At 41.9% G+C, this 22254-nt stretch carries 19 protein-coding genes; 8 read left to right on the top strand and 11 right to left on the bottom strand.

The window, feature by feature from the left end:
* Window positions 1-735 precede the first annotated feature (735 nt).
* From H5126_RS18680 to H5126_RS18640, 9 genes are all read right to left on the bottom strand, one after another.
* Complete coding sequence (locus H5126_RS18680; protein WP_182694627.1) at window positions 736-1617, bottom strand: LysR family transcriptional regulator; 882 nt, start codon at window positions 1615-1617, stop codon at window positions 736-738.
* Between the two features lie 333 nt (window positions 1618-1950).
* The gene (locus H5126_RS18675; RefSeq protein ID WP_039489749.1) at window positions 1951-2607 is read right to left on the bottom strand and encodes a CoA transferase subunit B; all 657 of its coding nucleotides are present in this window, start codon (window positions 2605-2607) and stop codon (window positions 1951-1953) included.
* 14 nt (window positions 2608-2621) lie between these two features.
* Window positions 2622-3320 (bottom strand): CoA transferase subunit A, encoded by a 699-nt coding sequence (locus tag H5126_RS18670; RefSeq protein ID WP_008135270.1) that lies wholly within the window; start codon window positions 3318-3320, stop codon window positions 2622-2624.
* Between the two features lie 261 nt (window positions 3321-3581).
* A complete protein-coding gene (locus H5126_RS18665) occupies window positions 3582-4478 on the bottom strand; it encodes a hydroxymethylglutaryl-CoA lyase (protein ID WP_182720862.1) in 897 nt (298 codons plus the stop codon).
* Window positions 4478-6481 carry an acetyl/propionyl/methylcrotonyl-CoA carboxylase subunit alpha gene (locus H5126_RS18660; protein ID WP_182720863.1) on the bottom strand — a complete coding sequence of 668 codons (2004 nt, stop codon included), beginning with the start codon at window positions 6479-6481 and terminating at the stop codon, window positions 4478-4480. The genes H5126_RS18665 and H5126_RS18660 overlap by 1 nt, the downstream gene beginning before the upstream one ends.
* Window positions 6482-6489: 8 nt before the next feature.
* Entirely contained in the window at window positions 6490-7260 is a 771-nt protein-coding gene (locus H5126_RS18655; RefSeq protein WP_182720864.1) for an enoyl-CoA hydratase/isomerase family protein, read from the bottom strand.
* 12 nt (window positions 7261-7272) lie between these two features.
* On the bottom strand, window positions 7273-8880 hold the full coding sequence (locus tag H5126_RS18650) for a carboxyl transferase domain-containing protein (protein WP_182720865.1): 1608 nt from the start codon (window positions 8878-8880) through the stop codon (window positions 7273-7275).
* 10 nt (window positions 8881-8890) lie between these two features.
* Entirely contained in the window at window positions 8891-10066 is a 1176-nt protein-coding gene (locus H5126_RS18645; protein ID WP_182720866.1) for an isovaleryl-CoA dehydrogenase, read from the bottom strand.
* Window positions 10067-10122: 56 nt separating this feature from the next.
* Window positions 10123-10557 (bottom strand): MerR family DNA-binding transcriptional regulator, encoded by a 435-nt coding sequence (locus H5126_RS18640; protein ID WP_008135264.1) that lies wholly within the window; start codon window positions 10555-10557, stop codon window positions 10123-10125.
* A 330-nt stretch (window positions 10558-10887) separates the two neighbouring features.
* Here H5126_RS18640 and H5126_RS18635 point away from each other — a divergent pair, with 330 nt between their 5' ends.
* The 7 genes from H5126_RS18635 (at window position 10888) to H5126_RS18605 (ending at window position 18648) form a co-directional block, all read left to right on the top strand.
* The gene (locus tag H5126_RS18635; RefSeq protein ID WP_024595699.1) at window positions 10888-12069 is read left to right on the top strand and encodes an acetyl-CoA C-acyltransferase; all 1182 of its coding nucleotides are present in this window, start codon (window positions 10888-10890) and stop codon (window positions 12067-12069) included.
* A gap of 125 nt (window positions 12070-12194) precedes the next feature.
* Complete coding sequence (locus tag H5126_RS18630; RefSeq protein ID WP_024604003.1) at window positions 12195-13685, top strand: CoA-acylating methylmalonate-semialdehyde dehydrogenase; 1491 nt, start codon at window positions 12195-12197, stop codon at window positions 13683-13685.
* A gap of 162 nt (window positions 13686-13847) precedes the next feature.
* Entirely contained in the window at window positions 13848-15005 is a 1158-nt protein-coding gene (locus tag H5126_RS18625) for an acyl-CoA dehydrogenase family protein (RefSeq protein WP_182715374.1), read from the top strand.
* 10 nt (window positions 15006-15015) lie between these two features.
* Window positions 15016-15807: an enoyl-CoA hydratase gene (locus H5126_RS18620; RefSeq protein ID WP_182715375.1), complete on the top strand. Its 792-nt coding sequence runs from the start codon at window positions 15016-15018 to the stop codon at window positions 15805-15807.
* On the top strand, window positions 15807-16958 hold the full coding sequence (locus H5126_RS18615) for an enoyl-CoA hydratase/isomerase family protein (RefSeq protein WP_182721457.1): 1152 nt from the start codon (window positions 15807-15809) through the stop codon (window positions 16956-16958). Before H5126_RS18620 ends, H5126_RS18615 begins: the two co-directional genes overlap by 1 nt.
* Before the next feature lie 10 nt (window positions 16959-16968).
* Window positions 16969-17868, top strand: coding sequence for a 3-hydroxyisobutyrate dehydrogenase (gene mmsB / locus H5126_RS18610; RefSeq protein WP_182721458.1), 900 nt, complete (start codon window positions 16969-16971; stop codon window positions 17866-17868).
* Window positions 17869-17877: 9 nt separating this feature from the next.
* Entirely contained in the window at window positions 17878-18648 is a 771-nt protein-coding gene (locus H5126_RS18605) for an SDR family oxidoreductase (RefSeq protein ID WP_182721459.1), read from the top strand.
* A gap of 71 nt (window positions 18649-18719) precedes the next feature.
* On the opposite strand, the gene H5126_RS18600 is transcribed toward H5126_RS18605, so the two are convergent.
* Window positions 18720-19688 (bottom strand): integron integrase, encoded by a 969-nt coding sequence (locus H5126_RS18600; protein ID WP_182721460.1) that lies wholly within the window; start codon window positions 19686-19688, stop codon window positions 18720-18722.
* 252 nt (window positions 19689-19940) lie between these two features.
* Between H5126_RS18600 and H5126_RS18595 the strand changes: the two genes are divergently transcribed.
* On the top strand, window positions 19941-20591 hold the full coding sequence (locus H5126_RS18595; protein WP_182721461.1) for a hypothetical protein: 651 nt from the start codon (window positions 19941-19943) through the stop codon (window positions 20589-20591).
* A 399-nt stretch (window positions 20592-20990) separates the two neighbouring features.
* Here the strand turns inward: H5126_RS18595 and H5126_RS18590 are convergent, their stop codons facing one another.
* Window positions 20991-22145, bottom strand: coding sequence for an IS110 family transposase (locus tag H5126_RS18590; RefSeq protein ID WP_182715382.1), 1155 nt, complete (start codon window positions 22143-22145; stop codon window positions 20991-20993).
* Window positions 22146-22254 lie beyond the last annotated feature (109 nt).

The raw sequence follows: 22254 nt of genomic DNA, 5'->3' as shown, positions 1-22254 counted from the left end.
ATCTTCACACACAATATAAAGATTCTGTTTACTACGCTTTGGTAGCTTTGTATTACATATCATGTGGTTTGTGCCAAAAATAAAAACAGTTCAAGCCAAGTCACCACCTAACTTGAACCGCTTTTTCACACTGACAACATCTTCACACACAATATAAAGATTCTGTTTACTACACGTTGGTAGCTTTGTATTGCATATCATGTGGTTTGCGCCAAAAATAAAAACAGTTCAAGCCAAGTCACCACCTAACTTGAACTGCTTTTTCACACTGACAACATCTTCACACACAATATAAAGATTTTGTTTACTACGCTTTGGTAGCTTTGTATTGCATACCATGTGGTTTGCGCCAAAAATAAAAACAGTTCAAGCCAAGTCACCACCTAACTTGAACCGCTTTTTCACACTGACAACATCTTACACACACAATATAAGATTCTTTTCACTGCTACGTTTGAGTTACTAGAACTCTAAAGGTTGCATTTATTGCTCTTAAGAAACAATTTAACTAAGTTGTTTTGAGCTGATAAAGCAACTTTAATATTTAACTTTATTTTCGACAAACGATAAAAACAAAACCAATGAGTGAAAAAAATTAAACTATAGACTTTAGTCTAATGCATGGTGCTAAGTTTATGTATTTAATAAAAAGTTATTTAAATTTGCAGAGAGGTTTAGACGAGTTCAGTAATACAACATAGAGTAGGTTGCATTACTGAACTCGTCTAATAGGGATTATTCTTGGATTTTTCTAAACGTATTTACAACCCACTTCGCAAATAAATCAAGGGGGTGATTAGGCGTGTTTGATTCGTGCTGCACTAAATAGTATTTATCTTTAGTTGTTAAAGGCTGTTCGAATAACTTGTAAAGCCATTGCTCATCTAGCCAGCTTTGGCTAATAGGCAGTGGGATAAGCGCAATGCCCATGCCTTGCTGCGCTGCACGCGCTACACCAAACATGCTATCTATTTGAATAATCTGCGAAGGAGAAAAATCATCAATCCCTGCTTTTTCGGCCCACTGATGCCAAGCCCAAGGGCGAGCTTTGTGCAAGATTAGCGGAACTTGGTTAAGGGCTTGACGATGATCGTCCCTCCACTGATCGAGCAATTTTTTATTACATGCAGGAATATATTCAAGGTTAAACAACTCAGTCGCTAACCCTTCAGTAGGTTTACCAGAGGACAATACAATAGATAAATCGCTATGACGCGTTAATTCTTTGCGTGTTTTAAGCGTGTCCATTTGCAGGTTTATATTAGGGTGTTCTGAGGTCCACTCACTTAATTTAGGCATGAGTAGTTCGCTGGCAAAAAATTCAGGCAGGGTAATCGTCAAATTTGTATTTTGCTGCATCTGACTAAACTCATTAATGGTGCTCTCTAACATTGTGATGATAGGAGACACAGCATCAAAAAAGTTTTTACCCGCTGTGGTTAAGCTAATTGAACGCGTTTTACGTTGAAAAAGCTCAATACCAAGTTGTTCTTCAAGTTGTTTTATTTGATGGCTTACCGCAGACGGCGTTAAGTACAGCTCATTAGCTGCATGCTTAAAACTTAGGCTTCTTGCGGCAAAGCAAAAAGAGCGAAGGCCACGAATAGGAGTTTGCATGTTTTCCAGAATTATTTAATTTATTGAGACGCCTTACTTAGGCAAAATTTGAACCAACTATTTAATGTTTAAATATCAACAGGTTAAAAATAAAATTAACGCTAGTTCACAAAAAGGGTGCAGGCTATCCACAAAATAGTGCAAAGAATCTAAGCGCTTACATTTAGTTTATATTTGTATTATAGATAAAATTTACTACAGATGTATGAATGACGGTAAAAATAATGACAAAAGATAAAAAAAATCCCTCTTGCGAGGGATTTTGGGTAACTCAGCGCCATTGGCACTGGGAATGAGGTCGGTACAGGGTAAAGCGTTATTTTAAGCTAAAGCCTAAAAAACCATTTCTGGAACTTCACCGTCAACAAGTAATTTACCTGCTGTTTTACTAATGATTTCATCAACAGATACGCCCGGAGCACGTTCTAATAGATGAAATGCGCCGTCTTTAACTTCTAATACGGCTAAGTCTGTCACTATTTTTTTTACGCAATTAACGCCAGTAAGCGGTAAAGAGCAGGCTTCTAATAGTTTAGAGTCACCATGCTTACTTGCATGGGTCATAGTAACAATAATGTTTTTCGCGCCAGCGACTAAATCCATCGCGCCACCCATGCCTTTAATCAGCTTTTTAGGGATCATCCACGATGCGATGTTGCCATTCTGGTCAACTTCAAATGCACCCAGAACGGTTAAGTCTACATGACCACCCCGTATCATGGCAAAACTATCTGCACTATTAAATATGGCTGCACCAGTGGCTGCTGTCACGGTTTCTTTACCCGCGTTAATCATATCGGCGTCTAGCTCTGCTTTAGTTGGGTACGGGCCCATGCCTAAAAGGCCATTTTCGGACTGTAACATAACTTCAATATCATCTGGTACATAGTTTGCGACGAGTGTCGGAATTCCTATGCCCAAATTTACGTAGTAACCGTCTTGTAGTTCTTGTGCAACGCGCATTGCAACTTGTTCACGTGATAATGCCATAATTTTGCTCCTGCTTAATCTCGTGTTGTTACACGTTCAATGCGTTTTTCAAAGCTGCCTTTAATAACGCGATTTACAAAAATACCTGGGGTATGAATTTGGCTTGGTTCAAGCTCACCCGGCTCTACAATTTCTTCTACTTCAGCAACGGTAATTTTACCTGCTGTTGCCGCCATTGGATTAAAGTTCATGGCGGTATGTCTAAACACTAAATTACCAAAGCGGTCGGCTTTCCACGCTTTAACAATAGCAAATTCACCCGTTATAGATTCTTCTAAAATATACGGGCGACCATTAAACTCTTTTACGTCTTTACCCTCAGCCACAGGAGTACCGTAACCGGTTGCGGTGTAAAACGCAGGTATACCCGCGCCACCAGCACGCATTTTTTCAGCTAGTGTACCTTGAGGCGTAAGCTCTACATCAATTTCGCCACTTAATAACTGCTGCTCGAATAGGGCATTTTCGCCAACGTACGAGGCAACTACTTTTTTAATTTGTTTGTCTTGTAATAAAATACCTAAACCAAAGTCATCAACACCACAGTTATTAGATACTACGGTTAAGTTTTTTGTTTGCATGTGCTTAATTTGTTTAATTAAGCCCTCAGGAATACCACATAAACCAAAACCACCGGCAATAATGGTATCGCCGTCTTTTAATCCTTCCATTGCAGCTTCGTAACTAGAAACTACCTTATCAAAACCGGCCATGAGTCTCTCCTCATTGTGTGCTATTTGTTGTTAACTATCTTTAATCATCATTTCATAAGATAGCTATTTAACCTGAACTCTGGTTAATAGATTTACTAACATATGAATCAGGGTGATATTTAAATTTATTTTCTCTAGCCAGAGATTTTCAGTGAAAACAAGGCGAATTTACGCGTCAATAGCTGGCCTATTGCAAGTAAATTCAACGCAGTTAGTGCTGAAAATAGCTGCTCGAGATAGATTTATTATCCAGAGCTCAGGTTATTTTGTGTGCAGTGCCACAGATACTTTGCTCACAGGTTGCTTACCAAGTGCTTTGGTTATTTCCCAGCCAGCGTCACTTAACCTTTGTAAATCAATTGAGTGTTCAATGCCAAGCCCTTGCAGTAAGTAAACTACATCTTCGGTGGCAACATTTCCTGACGCTCCCTTAGCATAAGGACAGCCACCAAGGCCCGCGACTGCCGCGTCAACCGTTGCAATACCTAGGCTTAAAGCTGCGTAAATATTTGTGAGCGCTTGGCCGTATGTATCATGAAAATGCACGGCCAACTTGGCTTTATCAATGTGCGTTAAAAGTAACTCGATTAATTGCGTTACTTTTTTAGCGGTGCCAACACCTATGGTATCGCCAAGGCTTACTTCGTAACAGCCTAAATCTAATAGCTTTTGCGATACCTTAAGTACTACTTGCGGGTCAATCTCCCCCTCGTATGGGCAACCGAGTACACAGCTTACATAACCACGTACACGAATATTATTCGCTTTAGCAAACGCTATTACTTCACTAAAGCGTTCAATACTTTCGTCTATTGAGCAGTTGATATTTTTTTGACAAAACGACTCACTCGCAGCTGTAAATATAGCAAATTCTTTAATGCCAACAGCGTGCGCTGCTTGTGCACCTTTTAAGTTAGGTGTAAGGGCGCTTAAATTTACATTGGGTAAATCAAGGGCTGATATTACATCCGCTGAGTCTGCCATTTGCGGCACCCACTTAGGGGAGACAAACGCGCCCGCTTCAATATCTTTTAAACCTGCAGCACTTAGGGCGTTAATAAGCGCTACTTTATCGGCTGTGCTTACTGTCTTTTCGTTTTGTAGGCCGTCTCGCGCGCCAACTTCAACAATACGTACTTTATTTGGAAAGGCACTCATTATGCACCTTCCTCAGTTGTATCTTCGACAATAGCAAGTAAGGCTCCATGCGTTACTAATTCGCCTTCACCAAAACAGTAGCTTTTTAAAATGCCGTCATGTGGTGCGTTAAGCGTGTATTCCATTTTCATGGCTTCGATAATAACAACCGCATCGCCTTTGGTAATTGTGCTACCAATGTCGATTAAGTGCTTAACTACTGTGCCATTAAGCGGCGCGGCAAGTGGCAAAGCTTCGCTTTCGTGCGAACTAATATAATGTTTATCAACTAGTTCAAGCTTAGTTTGCAGTGCTTTATTCATAACAGTGACAATATTGCCCGCAGTACTATTACCAACCGTAGTTACGTGCGCGCTATGTTTTTCACCATTAATAAATACAGTGCACAGATTATTATTTAATGTGCCTTGTAGTTTAAATACATGCTCGTTATGCGTAATATTATAGCCCGCTGTCGTTTTTATAGCGCTTAGCTGTAAATCGGCAAAAGGGACTTTAATTGCTTGTGGTGCATTGAGTGTAAAACCACTCAGTTGTTGCCACGGGCTTGCACTGTATTGCGCATTTTGGGTGTTAGTTAGCGATTCTAAATAGGCAAAAGCACCAATAAGTTGGCTTGCTTGCAACAGTTGCTCATCAACCGCAACTAACGAATCACCCTGCTCAGCAATAAAGTGTGTGCTTGGCGCACCTTGTTTAAACGTAGGATGGCTTGCTAAATTATGTAAAAAGCCAATGTTAGTGCTAAAACCTGCTAAATGAAATTGCTCAAGGGCTTGTTGTAAGCGGCTCAGTGCTTGTTCGCGATTGTCGTCGTGCACAATAAGTTTTGCAATCATCGGGTCGTAAAACGGGCTAATTTCGTCGCCTTGTGCAATGCCTGTATCAATGCGTACAAATTCACTGTTAAGCGGTGTGTGTAGTGCTTCAATAGTGCCCGAACACGGGATAAAGTCGTTAGCTGGATCTTCTGCGTATATTCGCGCTTCAAAGCTATGACCCTGCAATTGAATATCACTTTGTGTCAGTGGCAATGTTTGCCCACCCGCAATATTAATTTGCCAATTGACTAAATCTACACCCGTTACCATTTCGGTCACTGGGTGTTCTACTTGAAGGCGCGTATTCATTTCCATAAAGAAAAATTCATCGCCACACAGTAAAAACTCAACCGTACCTGCGCCTCTATAATTTATAGCCAGTGCACAACGTACAGCCGCTTCGCCCATTTCTTTGCGTAGTTCGTCAGATAAACCCGGAGCAGGGGCTTCTTCAATTACTTTTTGATGACGACGTTGCAAAGAACAATCACGATCGCCTAAATAAACACAGTTGCCATGGTTATCTGCAAATACTTGCACTTCTACATGGCGAGGTTGGTTTACATAGCGCTCTAATAACACTAAGTCGTTACCAAAACCGGCAATTGCTTCACGTTGCGCACCTTGTAGTGCGCTCATAAAGTCTTGTGCTTTTTCAACCACACGCATGCCTTTACCACCGCCACCAAAGGCCGCTTTAATGAGTACAGGGTAGCCAATTTTTTCAGCTTCACTTTGTAAAAAAGCAGGGTCTTGCTTATCACCGTAATAACCAGGCACTAACGGTACATTAGCAGCTGCCATTATTTCTTTAGCGCGGGTTTTAGACCCCATTGCTTCAATGCTACTTGCTGGTGGCCCTATAAAAGCAATGTTATTAGCTTCGCAGGCTTTAGCAAATTCGCTGTTCTCAGATAAAAAACCATAGCCTGGGTGAATACAGTCAGCGCCGCAGTCTTTGGCAACTTGTAAAATTTTGTCTGCTACTAAATACGAATCTTTACTTGGCGCGGCACCAATATGGTAAGCCTCGTCAGCCATTTTTACGTGCTGGGCATGTTTGTCTGCATCAGAGTAAACCGCGACCGTGGTTAAGCCCATTTGTTTTGCGCTGCGCATTACACGGCACGCAATTTCTCCACGATTGGCAATCAGTATTTTTTGTAATCGTTGTGTGTTCATAATCAATCCTACAGTTGCCAAGCGGGTGAGCGTTTATCAAAAAAAGCACTTAGCCCTTCTTGACCTTCTTCAGATACGCGAATTTTTGCAATACGCTCTGCGGTAAGCTCAATGAGTTCATCGGTAATTTCTTTATTTGCTACATCGTTAATTAATGCTTTTGCGGCTTTTACTGCAACAGGTCCGTTATCAATCAGTGTTTGCAGCATATTATCGAGCGCACAGTCTAAATTACCGGTTACTTGATGAATTAAGCCAAGTTGCTTAGCAGTATGGGCATCAAACACTTCAGCCGTTAAAAAGTACCTGCGAGCAGCGCGCTCACCAATAGCTTTAATAACGTATGGACTAATAACCGCCGGAATAAGACCCAGTTTTACTTCACTTAAACAAAATTGTGCATCGTCTTTACTAAGGGCTATGTCGCAACAGGCTATTAAGCCCAGAGCACCACCAAAAGCGGCACCTTGCACAGTACAAATTGTAGGATGTGGGGAGCTTGCCAATACCTGCATTAATTTAGCTAATTGCATTGAATCAGCTAGGTTATCGGTGTAATTGTTATCAGCCATTGATTTCATCCAGGCTAAATCGGCACCGGCTGAAAAGTGTTTACCTTCTGTTTTTAAAACCAAAGCACGAATATCAAGCGTATTTGCATGTTCAATACACTGGATCAGCTCATGTATTACTTCACTGTTAAATGCGTTTCTTTTTTCTGGGCGACTTAACACAAGTACAGCCACATTAGATTTTGTTATTTGTAGTGTTACTGACATTTTGCGCTCCGGTTACATTCTAAATACGCCAAATTTCGAATCACGTTTTGGTGCGTTATTCGCAGCTGTTAACGCAAGACCTAATACATTACGCGTGTCAGCAGGGTCTATAATGCCGTCATCCCACAAGCGTGCGCTGGCGTAATACGGATGACCTTGCTGTTCGTACTGATCAATAATTGGCTTTTTAAAATCACTGATTTCTTGCTCGCTCATGGTTTGGCCTTTGCGTGCTAAACCATCTTGTTTAACTTGCGCCATTACACCGGCTGCTTGCTCGCCGCCCATTACCGAAATACGGGCATTAGGCCACATCCACATCATGGTTGGTTCAAATGCACGGCCACACATCCCGTAGTTACCTGCGCCGTAAGAGCCGCCAATAAGTACTGTGAATTTAGGCACATCAGCACACGAAACCGCCATCACCATTTTAGCGCCGTGCTTAGCAATACCTTCGGCTTCGTATTTTTTACCCACCATAAAGCCGGTAATATTTTGTAAAAATACTAAAGGAATATTGCGCTGAGCACACAGTTGAATAAAGTGCGCGCCTTTTTGCGCCGACTCACTAAATAAAATACCGTTATTAGCTACTATGCCAACAGGATTGCCGTAAATACTGGCAAAACCGGTGACCAGCGTTTCACCAAAGTAACGTTTAAATTCATCAAATGATGAGTCGTCCACTGTGCGCGCTATTACTTCGCGTACATCAAATGGCTTTTTAAGGTCGGTGCCCACAATGCCGTAAAGCTCGTTTATATCGTAACGGGGTGGTTTTACATCATCTAGAAGAGGGGCCGTAGGGCGTGTATAATTAATACGCTCAATACATTGGCGCGCAATAGACAGCGCATGGGTGTCGTTTTCTGCGTAGTGATCGGCAACACCCGAAATTTTACAGTGCACATCGGCGCCGCCAAGTTCTTCGGCAGTTACTTCTTCGCCGGTTGCTGCTTTTACAAGGGGCGGACCTGCTAAAAATATAGTGCCTTGATCTTTTACAATAATACTTTCATCGGCCATTGCAGGTACGTACGCACCACCTGCGGTACATAAGCCCATTACTACAGCAATTTGTGGAATGCCTTTACCCGACATACGGGCTTGATTGTAAAAAATACGACCAAAATGCAGCTTATCTGGAAATACATCATCTTGCTCTGGCAGATTTGCACCGCCCGAATCCACCAAATAAATACATGGTAAGTGGCAACGCTCGGCGATATCTTGTGCGCGTAAATGCTTTTTAACGGTAAGCGGAAAATATGTACCGCCTTTAACCGTGGCATCGTTTGCAATAATCATGCATTCAACGCCTTTAACACGGCCAATACCGGCTACAACGCCTGCACAAGGTATTGCTTGTTCGTACACACCAAAGGCAGCAAATTGCGAAATTTCTAAAAACGGTGAGCCTTCGTCAATTAATGTATTTATGCGGTCGCGTACAAATAATTTACCACGGCCTTCGTGGCGCTCTTTTAATGCAGCGCCTCCGCCTTGGCTAATTGTTGCTACTTTACTGCGTAAATCATCCACCAGCGCTGACATATTTTTATGGTTTTGCACAAACGTTGGATCGTGAGGATTAACGCTCGATTTTAAAATAGTCATGGTTTAATCCTTAACGGCTTTCTGTGAAAAGTTCGCGGCCAATAAGCATGCGACGAATTTCGGATGTACCTGCACCAATTTCGTATAATTTAGCGTCACGAAGAAGACGACCCGTTGCGTATTCGTTTATGTAGCCATTGCCACCTAAAATTTGAATTGCATCTAGCGCCATTTTAGTTGCAAGCTCTGCGGCGTATAAAATGGCACCGGCGGCATCTTTACGGGTGGTTTCGCCTCGGTCACACGCTTTAGCTACCGTGTATACGTATGAGCGCGCAGCATTCATTTGTGTATACATGTCGGCTATTTTGCCTTGAATTAACTGAAATTGACCAATAGGGGTATCAAACTGTTTACGCTCATGAATGTACGGTACCACTATGTCCATACACGCTTGCATTATGCCAAGCGGGCCCGCTGCAAGTACTACGCGTTCGTAATCAAGGCCACTCATAAGTACTTTAACGCCTTCGTTTAAGTTACCTAAAATGTTTTCCTCGGGTACTTCGCAGTTTTCAAATACTAACTCACAGGTATTTGAGCCGCGCATGCCCAGTTTGTCGAGCTTTTGCGCTGTTGAAAAACCAGGAAAGTTACTTTCAACAATAAACGCGGTAATACCTTTAGCGCCGGCGTTTAAATCTGTTTTAGCGTAAATAACTAACGTGTGCGCGTCTGGACCATTGGTGATCCACATTTTATTACCGTTTAAAATGTACTTATCTCCTTTTTTTTCGGCTTTGAGTTTCATCGATACAACGTCAGAGCCCGCATTAGGCTCGCTCATTGCAAGGGCACCAATGTGCTCACCACTAATAAGCTTAGGTAAGTATTTTTCTTTTTGAGCTTGTGACCCGTTACGGTTAATTTGATTAACGCACAGGTTTGAATGTGCTCCATAGCTTAACCCTATAGAGGCACTAGCACGGCTTATTTCTTCCATAGCAATAACATGTTCTAAGTAACCTAAACCGGCGCCGCCAAGTTCTTCAGATACGGTCATACCTAGTACGCCCATTTCGCCCATTTGAGACCAAAGTTGATTTGGAAAAGCGTTATCTAAGTCCGTTTTTTCAGCAAGCGGGGCAATCTCCTGACTCGCAAAACTGTTTACGTGGTCGCGGATCATATCGGCGGTTTCGCCAAGGCCAAAGTTCAATTCTTTATATAGTGAAATAGTGCTCATGATTCATTCCTGTGTGACGTGTGTGTTGTCAGTGTGTTGTTATTTTAAAAATAAACTTACTCGTCTATTTTATTAAGCGTGTCTCTGCAGCGGCGCTCGGCCGTCACCAACTCCATAAGAACAACTTTAATGTCGTCCATTTGTTGAGATAGGTCTGCTTTTTTTTCTGAAATAAGGTCAAGCATAGTAACCAACTGCTTAGCGCTTGATTTATCTGCGTCGTACAGTTCAAACAAACGACCGGTTTCGGCCAATGTAAAGCCAAGGCGCTTACCACGTAATATTAGTTTTAAACGCACTTTATCGCGTTTTGAATAAATACGGGTTTGACCATTACGTTCTGGCGTTATTAACCCTTGGTCTTCGTAAAAGCGAATAGAGCGGGTTGTAATGTCAAATTCTTTAGCGAGTTCGCTAATGCTAAATGTTTGTTCATTACTGGCCGGCATTTTGGCTGAGCTTGCAAAGTTTGTTTGATTATCTGGTTTCATAATTGTATTTACCTCATTCGAATAACTCCAATATAAGTGAAGTTTACGTAAAGGTAAAGCTTGGTGTGGTTTGAAACTATTTATAAAGGGATGTTTAAGCGAGGTATTGATTTATATTATTAATATTCAATGGGTTATTTTTATTTTATCAGTGTAGTCTAACCGATGGAAAATAATCCTTACACTTATAAAACTAAAAATTAAGCTGTTTTTAGTTGACGTTGGCGTAAACGTTAGTATTGTGTAAGGGTATTAAATAATAAATGAATACTAAATTAATAGAGCAAATATACTAACAACTATTTGCATATAAATACAATGGAGTTAGTTATGACTTTAGAATCAGTGGTAATTGTAGCAGCAAAACGCACCCCAATGGGTGGTTTTATGGGAGCGTTAAGTGATGCGCAGTCTACCGAGCTTGGCGCTACCGCCATTGCAAGTGTACTCACACAAACTGGTTTAGCTAATGATGCAATAGACGAAGTAATTATGGGCTGTGTATTACCAGCAGGCCTTGGACAAGCACCTGCACGCCAAGCAATGTTAAAAGCAGGCCTTGCACTTAGCACTGGCGCTACAACAATTAACAAAGTATGTGGCTCTGGTTTAAAAGCAGCCATGCTTGCAAACGATTTAATTAAAGCGGGCTCAATTCAATCTGCTATTGCTGGTGGCATGGAGAGCATGACAAATGCACCGTACTTTATACCAAAAGCGCGTGGCGGTATGCGCATGGGACATGGCGAAATAAAAGATCACATGATGAGCGATGGCCTTGAAGACGCTTACGACAACAAAGCTATGGGTTGTTTTGCACAAGACACCGCCGATGAATACGGCATTGGTCGCGAGCAAATGGATGCGTTTGCATTAGGCTCATTAAGTAAAGCTAAAGCCGCGATACAAAACGGTAGCTTTGATAACGAAGTTGCACCCCATACAATGCAAACACGCAAAGGCGATGTAACAGTATCGATTGACGAGCAACCAGGTAACGCCCGCCCAGAAAAAATTCCTACCTTACGTGCAGCTTTTAAAAAAGACGGCACTATTACAGCCGCTAATTCATCGTCAATTTCAGACGGTGGCGCAGCGCTTATATTAATGAGCGAATCAAAAGCAAAAGAGCAGGGCTTAACGCCGCTTTGTAAAATTGTGGCGCACAGCACGCATTCTCAAAAACCAAGTGAATTTACAGTAGCGCCAGTAGGGGCTATGAACAGCGTGCTTGAAAAAGCAGGTTGGGCTGTAAACGATGTTGATCTTTGGGAAATTAACGAAGCATTTGCCATGGTAACCATGCTGGCTATTAACGAGTTAAAACTTGATGAAAGCAAAGTAAACGTTAATGGCGGTGCATGTGCATTGGGTCATCCAATTGGTGCAAGCGGCGCGCGTATTTTAGTAACGCTTATTCATGCCCTTAAAAACCGAGGCCTTAAAAAAGGCATTGCGTCTTTATGTATTGGTGGCGGTGAAGCGGTTGCTATGGCCGTAGAAGCGTATTAACTAGGTATTTAATAGTTATAAGAAAGCTGTACGAATAACTATAAAAGCGCTGCACTAATAATACTAACAAAGCGGCGCTACCAATTTTAAAAGAGAACACACAACTCACACACTAGGATTTAATCATGCACCAAGTACCACTACTTATTAATGGCGAATTTATTCAATCAGCATCAAAAGAGCTTATCGATGTTATAAACCCAGCAACTCAAGAAGTACTTGCACAAGTGCCATGTACCACAGAATCAGAAATGGACGCGGCAATTGCCTCAGCTTCTGAGACGTTTAAAACATGGAAAGACGTACCTATTACTGAACGTGCTCGCATTATGATGAAGTACGCGGCGCTATTAAAAGAACATCATGATGAGCTTGCTACCATTATTTGCCATGAATTGGGTAAAACATTTGAAGATGCAAAAGGCGATGTTTGGCGCGGTATTGAAGTAGTAGAACAAGCAGCAAACGCACCATCATTAATGATGGGTGAAACAATGGAAAACGTAGCGCGTAAAATCGATACGTATTCTTACATGCAGCCACTTGGCGTATGTGCGGGCGTAACACCATTTAACTTTCCTGCAATGATCCCACTTTGGATGTTCCCGCTGGCTATTGTGTGTGGTAACACCTTTATTTTAAAACCGTCAGAGCAAGATCCACTTACACCAATGCGCTTAGCTGAGCTATTTATTGAAGCCGGCGCACCAAAAGGCGTATTACAGGTTGTTCATGGTACAAAACCACAAGTAGACCGCCTATTAGAAGATAAAGCAGTGCGTGCTATTTCGTTTGTAGGCTCGTGTGGTGTAGGTGCTTATATTTATTCTAAAGGCACACAAAATCTTAAACGCGTGCAAGCGTGTGTTGGCGCTAAAAACCACATGGTTATTATGCCTGATGCAAGTAAATCGCACGTTGTAAACAACCTAGTAGGCGCATCTGTCGGTGCTGCTGGCCAGCGTTGTATGGGTATTTCGGTTGCTGTGTTTGTAGGTCAAGCAAGTCAGTGGGTAGATGAAATAAAAGCAGGCTTTGAAAATGTACGCCCAGGCGTGTGGGATGATGCAAACGCGGCATACGGTCCACAAACATCAAAAGCAGCAAAGGCACGTATTTTATCACTCATTGCTGGTGGTAAAGAGCAAGGCGCTACCTGTTTAATTGATGGCTCTGACTTTACGGTTGAAGGGTATGAGCAAGGTAACTGGGTTGGCCCAACGTTATTTACTGACGTAACCAAAGAGATGGATTTATACAAAGAAGAAATATTTGGTCCAGTACTAGCGTGTATGTTTGTAGACACGCTTGAAGAAGCAATCGCCCTTATTAACGACAGCCCTTACGGTAACGGCACCTCGTTATTTACCTCAAGCGGCGCAGTGGCTCGTAAATTCCAACACGAAATTGAAGTAGGCCAAGTAGGTATTAATGTGCCAATTCCGGTGCCACTTCCGTTCTTTTCGTTCACTGGTTGGAAAGGCTCGTTTTATGGCGATACACACACGTACGGTAAACAAGGTATTCGTTTTTACACAGAAACTAAAACAATTACATCACGTTGGTTTGAAGACGACATTGCGTCGGGCCCAAACATGAGTATTAACTTAAAATAATCGTAATTAAAAAATGAGTAAATAAAAGAATAATTAATAAAAAAGATGGGCGCGAAGGCTACTTCACACACAACACACACATAAGCCTTCGCCGCTCGTCACAAACTATCCCTGTAACGGGAAACACTAACAACACAACTAACACAATTAAAGAGGTCTACCATGGACTTTAACTTATCTGAAGATCAACAAGCCTTTGCACAAACTGCACGTCAATTTGCCGAGTCAGAACTTGCGCCCCATGCCGCAAAATGGGATCGCGAACATATCTTTCCTAAAGACACGATTAAAGCTGCGGGCGAGCTTGGTTTTTGTGGTTTATACACGCCAGAGGAAGCAGGCGGCCTTGGTTTATCACGTTTAGATTCGAGCATTATTTTTGAACAACTTGCTATGGGCTGTACAGCAACTACGGCCATGTTAACCATTCATAATATGGCCACGTGGATGGTAGCAAGTTTTGGTACCGATGCCGTTAAAGACAAATACGTAGAGCAATTAGTAATGGGCGAGCTACTTGCCTCTTATTGTTTAACAGAGCCTGGCTCTGGCTCAGACGCCGCATCACTTAAAACAAAAGCCGTGCTTGAGGGTGATGAGTACGTTATTAACGGCTCAAAAATGTTTATATCGGGCGCTGGCGAAACCGAAGTATTAGTTGTAATGGCACGTACTGGCGGCGAAGGTGCTGCTGGTATTTCGGCATTTGTAGTCCCGGCCGACGCAAAAGGTGTTGAATACGGCAAAGCAGAAGAAAAAATGGGTTGGAACGCACAACCTACACGCCTAATTAGCTTTGAAGATGTGCGTATTCCTGCGCATAACTTATTAGGGGCAGAGGGCGAAGGCTTTAAATTTGCGATGCAAGGCCTTGATGGCGGTCGAATTAACATTGCCACATGTTCAATTGGTACAGCGCAAGCGGCGCTTAATACCGCCCGCGAATACTTAAAAGAGCGCACTCAATTTGGTAAACCATTGGCTGCGTTTCAAGCACTGCAATTTAAAATTGCCGATATGAACACCGAACTTGTAGCCGCGCGCCAAATGGTCAGGCTTGCTGCATTTAAACTTGATAATAACGACGTTGAAAAAACCACTTACTGCGCCATGGCTAAGCGTTTTGCTACCGATGTTGGCTTTACCGTGTGTAACGACGCACTGCAAATTCATGGTGGTTACGGTTACATAAAAGAATACCCGCTTGAGCGCCATGTACGTGATGTACGCGTTCATCAAATTTTAGAAGGCACTAACGAAATCATGCGTGTAATTATTGCGCGCCGTATTTTAGCGCAGTCAGCAAGCGACGTTTTATAAGGAGCAATGTATGTCAGAATCTAAATCTAATCCGAGTATTGAACTAACAACCGAAGGTCATGTTGCAATTTTAACTATGTCTAATCCGCCAGCAAACACCTGGACAAAAGACACCCTAGTTGATTTAAAAAATACCGTTAACGCGCTTAATAACAATAAAAATATTTATGCATTAGTACTGACTGGCGAAGGCGAGAAGTTTTTTAGCGCGGGTGCCGACCTAAATGTATTTGCTAGTGGCGATAAAGGCGTAGCCGCTGATATGTCGCGTGTATTTGGTGAAGCATTTGAAGCGCTTACTAATTTTAGAGGAGTGTCGGTTGCTGCCATTAACGGTTACGCAATGGGCGGCGGGCTAGAGGTCGCGCTTGCGTGCGATATACGTATTGCGGAAGAGCAAGCACAAATGGCATTGCCTGAAGCTAAAGTAGGGTTATTACCCTGTGCGGGTGGTACACAAAATTTAGCATGGCTTGTAGGCGAAGGCTGGGCAAAACGCATGATTTTATGCGGCGAGCGCTTAAAAGCCGATAAAGCCCTACAAATTGGCTTAGTAGAAGAAGTAGTACCACACGGTGAAAGCTTTGCAGAGGCATTAAAACTTGCAAACCAAGTGGCCGATCAAAGCCCTAGCTCGGTAGCTGCGTGTAAAACTTTGATTCAAAAAGGGCGTCATCAACCGATGGCAAGTGTATTGCCTCTTGAGCGTGAATTGTTTGTTGGATTGTTTGATACACAAGATCAACAAGAAGGCGTAAATGCCTTTTTAGAAAAACGCCGCGCTAACTGGGTAAACGGCTAATGAGTGCTTTAACAGTATTAAATAACGCCGATGAGCCCGTAGTATTTGAAACCGCAACCGCAGAAAATGGCAGTTTAATTGGGCTTATTACACTCAATGCACCAAAAGCATTAAATGCGCTTAATTTTGAGATGATCAAATTACTTGAGCCGCAATTGCGAGCTTGGCAAGACGATGAAACTATTGCAATGGTGTTGTTAAAAGGCGCAGGCGATAAAGCATTTTGTGCTGGTGGCGATGTTGTGAGCCTTCATCATGCGATGGCGCAGGGTAAACCAACAAGCCTAGTTGAAGAGTTTTTTACACTAGAGTACAAGCTTGATTATCTTATTCATACCTTTGATAAACCAATCCTTGTTTGGGGTAACGGCATAGTAATGGGCGGCGGTTTAGGGCTAATGGCCGGTGCTAGCCACCGCGTTGTAACCGAAACATCACGCATTGCCATGCCAGAGCAAACCATAGGTTTATACCCAGATGTAGGCGGCAGTTACTTTTTACATAAAATGCCACAAAGCGTCGGGCTATTTTTAGGGCTAACGTCGGCCTCTATAAACTGCGACGACGCGCGTTTTGTATCGCTTGCCGATCACTTTATCGATAGTAATAAATATGATGCCATGCTTGCGCAAATTTTAACTGCAAAGTGGGGCAAAACTGCGAGCTTAAATCATGATCGATTAACCGATTTGCTCACCGATTTAGACAACCAGTCGGCGCGTATGCCAAAAGGCAATGTAAAAGCTAATTTAAAAACAATTCAAAAGCTGGGTGAGTTTAAAACCTTGCAAGCGCAGGTTGATTATATTTTAGGGTTAGCTACTGACGATAAATGGCTACAACGCGCCCAAAAGTCACTAAAACACGGATGCCCACTAAGCTGCGCACTTGTAAGTGAGCAATTAAAAACAAGCAAAGGCAAAAGCTTATTAGCGTGTTTTAAAATGGAGCTGGGTATGTCGGTTCGCGCTGGCGAAGTAGGTGAGTTTCAAGAAGGTGTAAGGGCGCTACTAATAGATAAAGACGGTGCGCCAAATTGGCAATACAAAACACTAAGTGACGTACCACAAACAATAATAGACAGTTTTTTTGCTAATCGCTTTGGCGAAAATCATCCACTCAACGGCTTAGACACACCAACACACAAATAAAGGAAAGACGATGACTAAACTCAATATTGGTTTTATCGGCTTAGGCAATATGGGCGGTCCAATGGCGGCTAACTTAATTAACGCTGGGCATACTGTTAGCGTGTTCGATTTAAACCAGTCGGTCGTAAATGAACTTGCAAGCAAAGGCGCAAAAGCAGCAGTTGATGCAAAACAGTGCGCAACTAACGCTGATGTACTTATTAGTATGTTACCTGCGGGCAAGCATGTTAAATCGCTTTACTTAGGTAATAACGACGACAGCGGTTTAATTAACAAGCTGAGCAAAAATACATTAGTAATTGATTGCTCAACAATAGATGCAGAATCAGCACGTATTGTGGGCAGTACACTTGGCGAGAAGGGCATTAGCTTTGTAGATGCACCGGTATCGGGCGGCGTTGCAGGTGCAACAGCAGGCACACTTACTTTTATTGTTGGCGGCGAAAAGGCAGCGTTTGATAAAGCAAATACAGTGCTTAGTGATATGGGTAAAAACATATTTCATGCAGGCGATATTGGCGCAGGGCAAGTAGCAAAAATATGCAATAACATGCTACTCAGTATTTTAATGGCAGGCACCAGTGAAGCACTGCAAATGGGTATAAATAACGGCCTCGACCCTAAAGTACTTAGCGACATAATGACCGCAAGTTCTGGCCGTAACTGGACGCTTGAACTTTACAACCCTTGCCCAGATGTAATGGATACAGCCCCTGCTAGTAACGATTATAAACCAGGCTTTATGGTTGATTTAATGGCTAAAGATTTAGGCCTTGCCATGGAAGCCGCGCAGCAAAGTAATTCATCAACCCCTATGGGGTCAATGGCTAAAAATTTATACACTATGCTACAGCACCAAGGTGCGGGTAGTGATGACTTTAGTGCCATTTTTAAACTGTTTTCTAAGTAGGAGCAACGCGTGGAAATTAAAAATAACACGGTAGTAATAACCGGTGGCGCACAAGGTTTAGGCTTTGCAATGGCGCAAAAGTTTGCACTTATGGGTGCTAACATTGCTTTAATAGATATGGCACAAGACTTATTAAACACAGCATGCGAGCAATTAACGCAGCTTGAAGGTGTAACTAGCAATATTAAAGGTTATGCTGCAAACGTAACAAATGAGAGCGAAGTAGAAAACGTATTTAATACCATTAACAGCGATTTTGGCTACATTGGTGTGTTTATAAACAACGCCGGTATTTTACGCGATGGCATGTTTATAAAGGCTAAAGATGGCAAGGTCGTTAAAAAAATGTCTCTTGAGCAATTTCAATCAGTGATTGATGTAAACCTGACCGGTGTGTTTTTAGCAGGCCGTGAAGCGGCAAGCCACATGATTGAATCAGGCAAAGGCGGCGTTATAGTCAATATGTCGAGCGTAGCGCGAGCAGGTAACATTGGCCAAACAAACTACGCGGCATCAAAAGCAGGCGTAGTGGCACTTACCACCACATGGGCTAAAGAACTAGGTCGATTTGGTATACGTGTAGGCGCTATTGCTCCAGGTGTAATAAGCACCGCCATGACCGACGCCATGAAACCCGAAGCCAAACAGCGTATGCTTGCAGTAACACCAGTAGGGCGCTTAGGCGAAAGCGACGAAATTGCCCATACCGCACAATACATAATCGAAAACGACTTTTTTACAGGTCGCGTGGTTGAAATAGACGGCGGTATTCGTTTGTAAACCGAACTGGATTAAGGTTGATTAAAAGCATAGCTCTTTGGGTTATGCTTTTTTGTTTTAAATCGGGGAGTTTATAATCTTGAAAAAGGGTTGATAACGGCGTTTGCACCTTGCTGCAATACATGAGTATAAATTTGTGTGGTTTTAACATCAGAATGGCCAAGCTGAGCTTGAACAGTTCTTATATCGGCGCCATTTTGCAGTAGATGAGTAGCAAAAGAGTGCCTTAATGTATGAGGTGTTATTATTTTTGTTAACCCTGATTTTTGGACGGCTTTTTTAACCTCTTTTCTAATACAAGAGTGATGAAAATGATGTCGCCTTATTTCACCACTCTGAGGATCTGAACTTAACATATGAGAAGGAAATAAATATTGCCATGCTAGTGTTTTTGCGGCTGAAGGATATTTTTTTGTTAAGGCATATGGCATCCACGCGCCGGCATATTTAGTGTTATTTAAATCAAGCTTTAGGTAGTCATCAACGTTTAAAATTTGAGTTCTCAGCATAGGGATCAGCTCTGTAGCGAGCGTTACAATACGATGTTTATTTCCTTTGCCATTCCATACTTGAATACATTTATAATCAAAATCAATATCTTTCACCCTTAATTGCACCGCTTCCATTACTCTTAAACCACTTCCATACATAAGGGCTGCAATTAAATAATAGCGCTTATTTAAATGAGCCATCAACATTTTAACTTCCTCTGGGGTCATCACGACAGGGAGCTTTGCTTGTTTTTTACTACGGGCAAAATTTAAATTTAATGAAAGTTCGTTTTTTATTATATGTTTGTATAAAAATGACAATGAATTGAGTGCAGTGGCTTGCGTACGTGGTGCAACGTTTTGCTTTAACACTAAATGTTCTAAGTAGCACTCGACTTCATTGTCTCCCATTGAGGCGGGATGGCGTTTATTATGAAAATGGATATAAGATGCAATCCATCTTAGGTAGGTATCGATGGTGCGTAATGAATACTGACGTACCAACATATAATCGGCTATATAATTTAAAAATGGAGAGCGTGTTTTCATATTACCACCAATAATGTAACTGTATTTATATACAGTATAGTTGCACTGCTCCCATCTTCAAGAAAATGAGCGACGAGCGCATTTTGTCTTTTATTGAGAGTTTGTGTGCTAGTAAAAAATTATATATAGCAATGTGTTAAGTTATTTGGTAAAAATGATTTATTGAATACATGAGCGTGACATTGGCAGGTATATGCGCGATGAGCGCACTATAAAATTGTTATGTTTTTCTCAAATTTCGGAGTCGTATTTATGCGTTGTTTTGCAAGGTGGGAAAAAGATGATTCAGCGGAAGTATTTTTCAGAGATCAAACTATCTTGCAATTTGGGGATAGTTGGGACCTTTTGGCGAATGTCATTTTGTTAAATCCTGGCAGTGCATTGCCAATGAACGAGGAAGATCAAACTGAATGGTTAAGGTCAAAAGATTTACCGTTTTTCGTTGAACCCGATAACCAAGAAAAATACGTAGAATTTTCTTTAGATCCTTTGATGCGCTATGTATTTAAGCTCTTTGAAGAAAAATATTCTGGTGGTTCAATAAGGTTATACAATTTGTTTAACCTTAAAAATCAACATTCAAATGACGCAATAGACCAAATCAAAGAAAATTTTTCTCATTCCAAAATGTTTGCTAAATGTCATGAAATTAAATTTTGCGATGCACCAGTTATAATAGCATCCGGTGGTAATGCTAAAAAGCACAATACTTTAAAACAGCAACTGACTCGATATATTAGCCATGTCGAGAATGATAAATTGTTTAAATTAGCCAAACAAGCAGATAAGCAATACTCAATTTTAAAAGCTATTCCTGATAATTTTGGCTTTGTTGAAAGTTACCACCCATCTTTTACATTCAAATATGGAAATGCTACAGACTTAGGTCAATTAAAAACATAACAAGTCATTTCAGCAGGACAAAAAACAGTTGGTTTTGCTCGTGCCTCGCTTATTTTAACCAACTATTTTATTGCCTCTGAATGAGGCGTTGGTATGACTCCCACTGTCAAGTTAAGCACACTGATCCTTGCTTCACTTTTTAAGCCATAATTACTTCAGCTCGAATTAGAGCGAGTTAATACATAGGATGAAGCAAGTAATTTCGTCGGTTATCTTGCTGATATTCGTTGGTTATTACTATTTCTAGCAACAGAGCAGACCTTACTTATTCCGTCGTGGCACCTGTCTTCAGTCTATGTTCGTGGTTCAATGCAGCGTTAGCTGCATTGCCATCCTAACGCCGTCGGTGGTTGTGCCACACCCGATGCTTGATCCCATGCATTAACTCTAATTCGTTTATCATGCGGGTACTCTTGCCAATCTAAGTTTTGCGTTCACTGGCGTAAGTACCACTTCTTTTGCAATGGCCCATATGTACGCAATCATTTCTCGGGCAATTGCGGTGACAACAAGGTTGTAGTGTTTCCCTTTGGCTATCATTTTTTTATAGCGCTTGCAGAGCCTAAGTTGTGCTTTCCACGCAATATCAATAATGTCCTTTGGTAAACCTTCTTGTCGTTTTTGCATATCTGTCGATATATTTGCCGCATACCGATAAGTGTGTGCACCTTCAACGAGAAGGCGTCTTGCTCGGCCGTTTCCGCATTTTGTGATAGCGCCAATATGGCGTTTGCCACCACTCGAGTGTTCACTGGGTACAAGACCGAGATAACTCATTAATTTACGGGGATGGTCGAAGCGCGATAAATCACCAAGCTCAGCCACAACGCCGGTGGCGACCAACAAGCGAACACCTCGCATTGCTTGTATTGCTTTAACAACGGGATAATAACGCCATTGATGGACGTGATGTGTTAGTTCATTGTCTAGTCTTTCAAGTCGGCTTATTCGCTCGGTAATTGTTTGTAAAAACTCTTGTAAGACAATGTGCTGCGCGGGATGTGGCAGCACAAGCTCAGTGAGCCAACGTAAATGTTTTTGTGACCAATTTGCGGTGCCTTTGTAATTAATATTATTGCGAAGCAGCAACGCTTTTAATTGATATTTAGCATCTTTTAAATCTTTCATGGCTATTTCGCGTGCGCGAGATAAATCGCGTACGGCTTCATCTTCAGGCTCGGGAACATAGATAGGTGTTAAATCTTCAGACTTAAGTAATTTAGCAAGCTTAAGAGCATCACGTTTATCGGTTTTAATCTTCTCGCCTGGTTTTTTAGGAATAAGAGACGGGGCAACCACATAACAGCAATGGCCAAGGCTTGTGATTAATCTGTAAATCCAATAACCACATGGGCCTGCTTCATAAACAAAATGAAGTGTTGCGCCAGGGTATTTCGATTCGAACTGACGAACAAGCTTTTGAACGGCCACTTTGGAAGACGAAACTCGGCCAAGATGAACAGGTTGCGCACCTCTATGTTCTTCAATATAGGCGACTTCATTGAATTCTTTATGTGTATCAAGACCGATAAAAAGTATGCTATGTTTATTCATGTTAGCCTCTGCTGTTTAGTTAATTGACAAACTAATTATGGCTCTGGCTTTGAATTAAGCTAACCCACGAAAAGCGGAGGCTAACACCGTGTGGGAGTCATTATGTCTA

The sequence above is a fragment of the Pseudoalteromonas sp. SG45-3 genome (assembly GCF_014164075.1).
Taxonomy (GTDB): Bacteria; Pseudomonadota; Gammaproteobacteria; order Enterobacterales; family Alteromonadaceae; genus Pseudoalteromonas; species Pseudoalteromonas distincta.
Note: the sequence above shows the minus strand (reverse complement) of the source record. Positions and strands in the feature narration are given on the sequence as shown.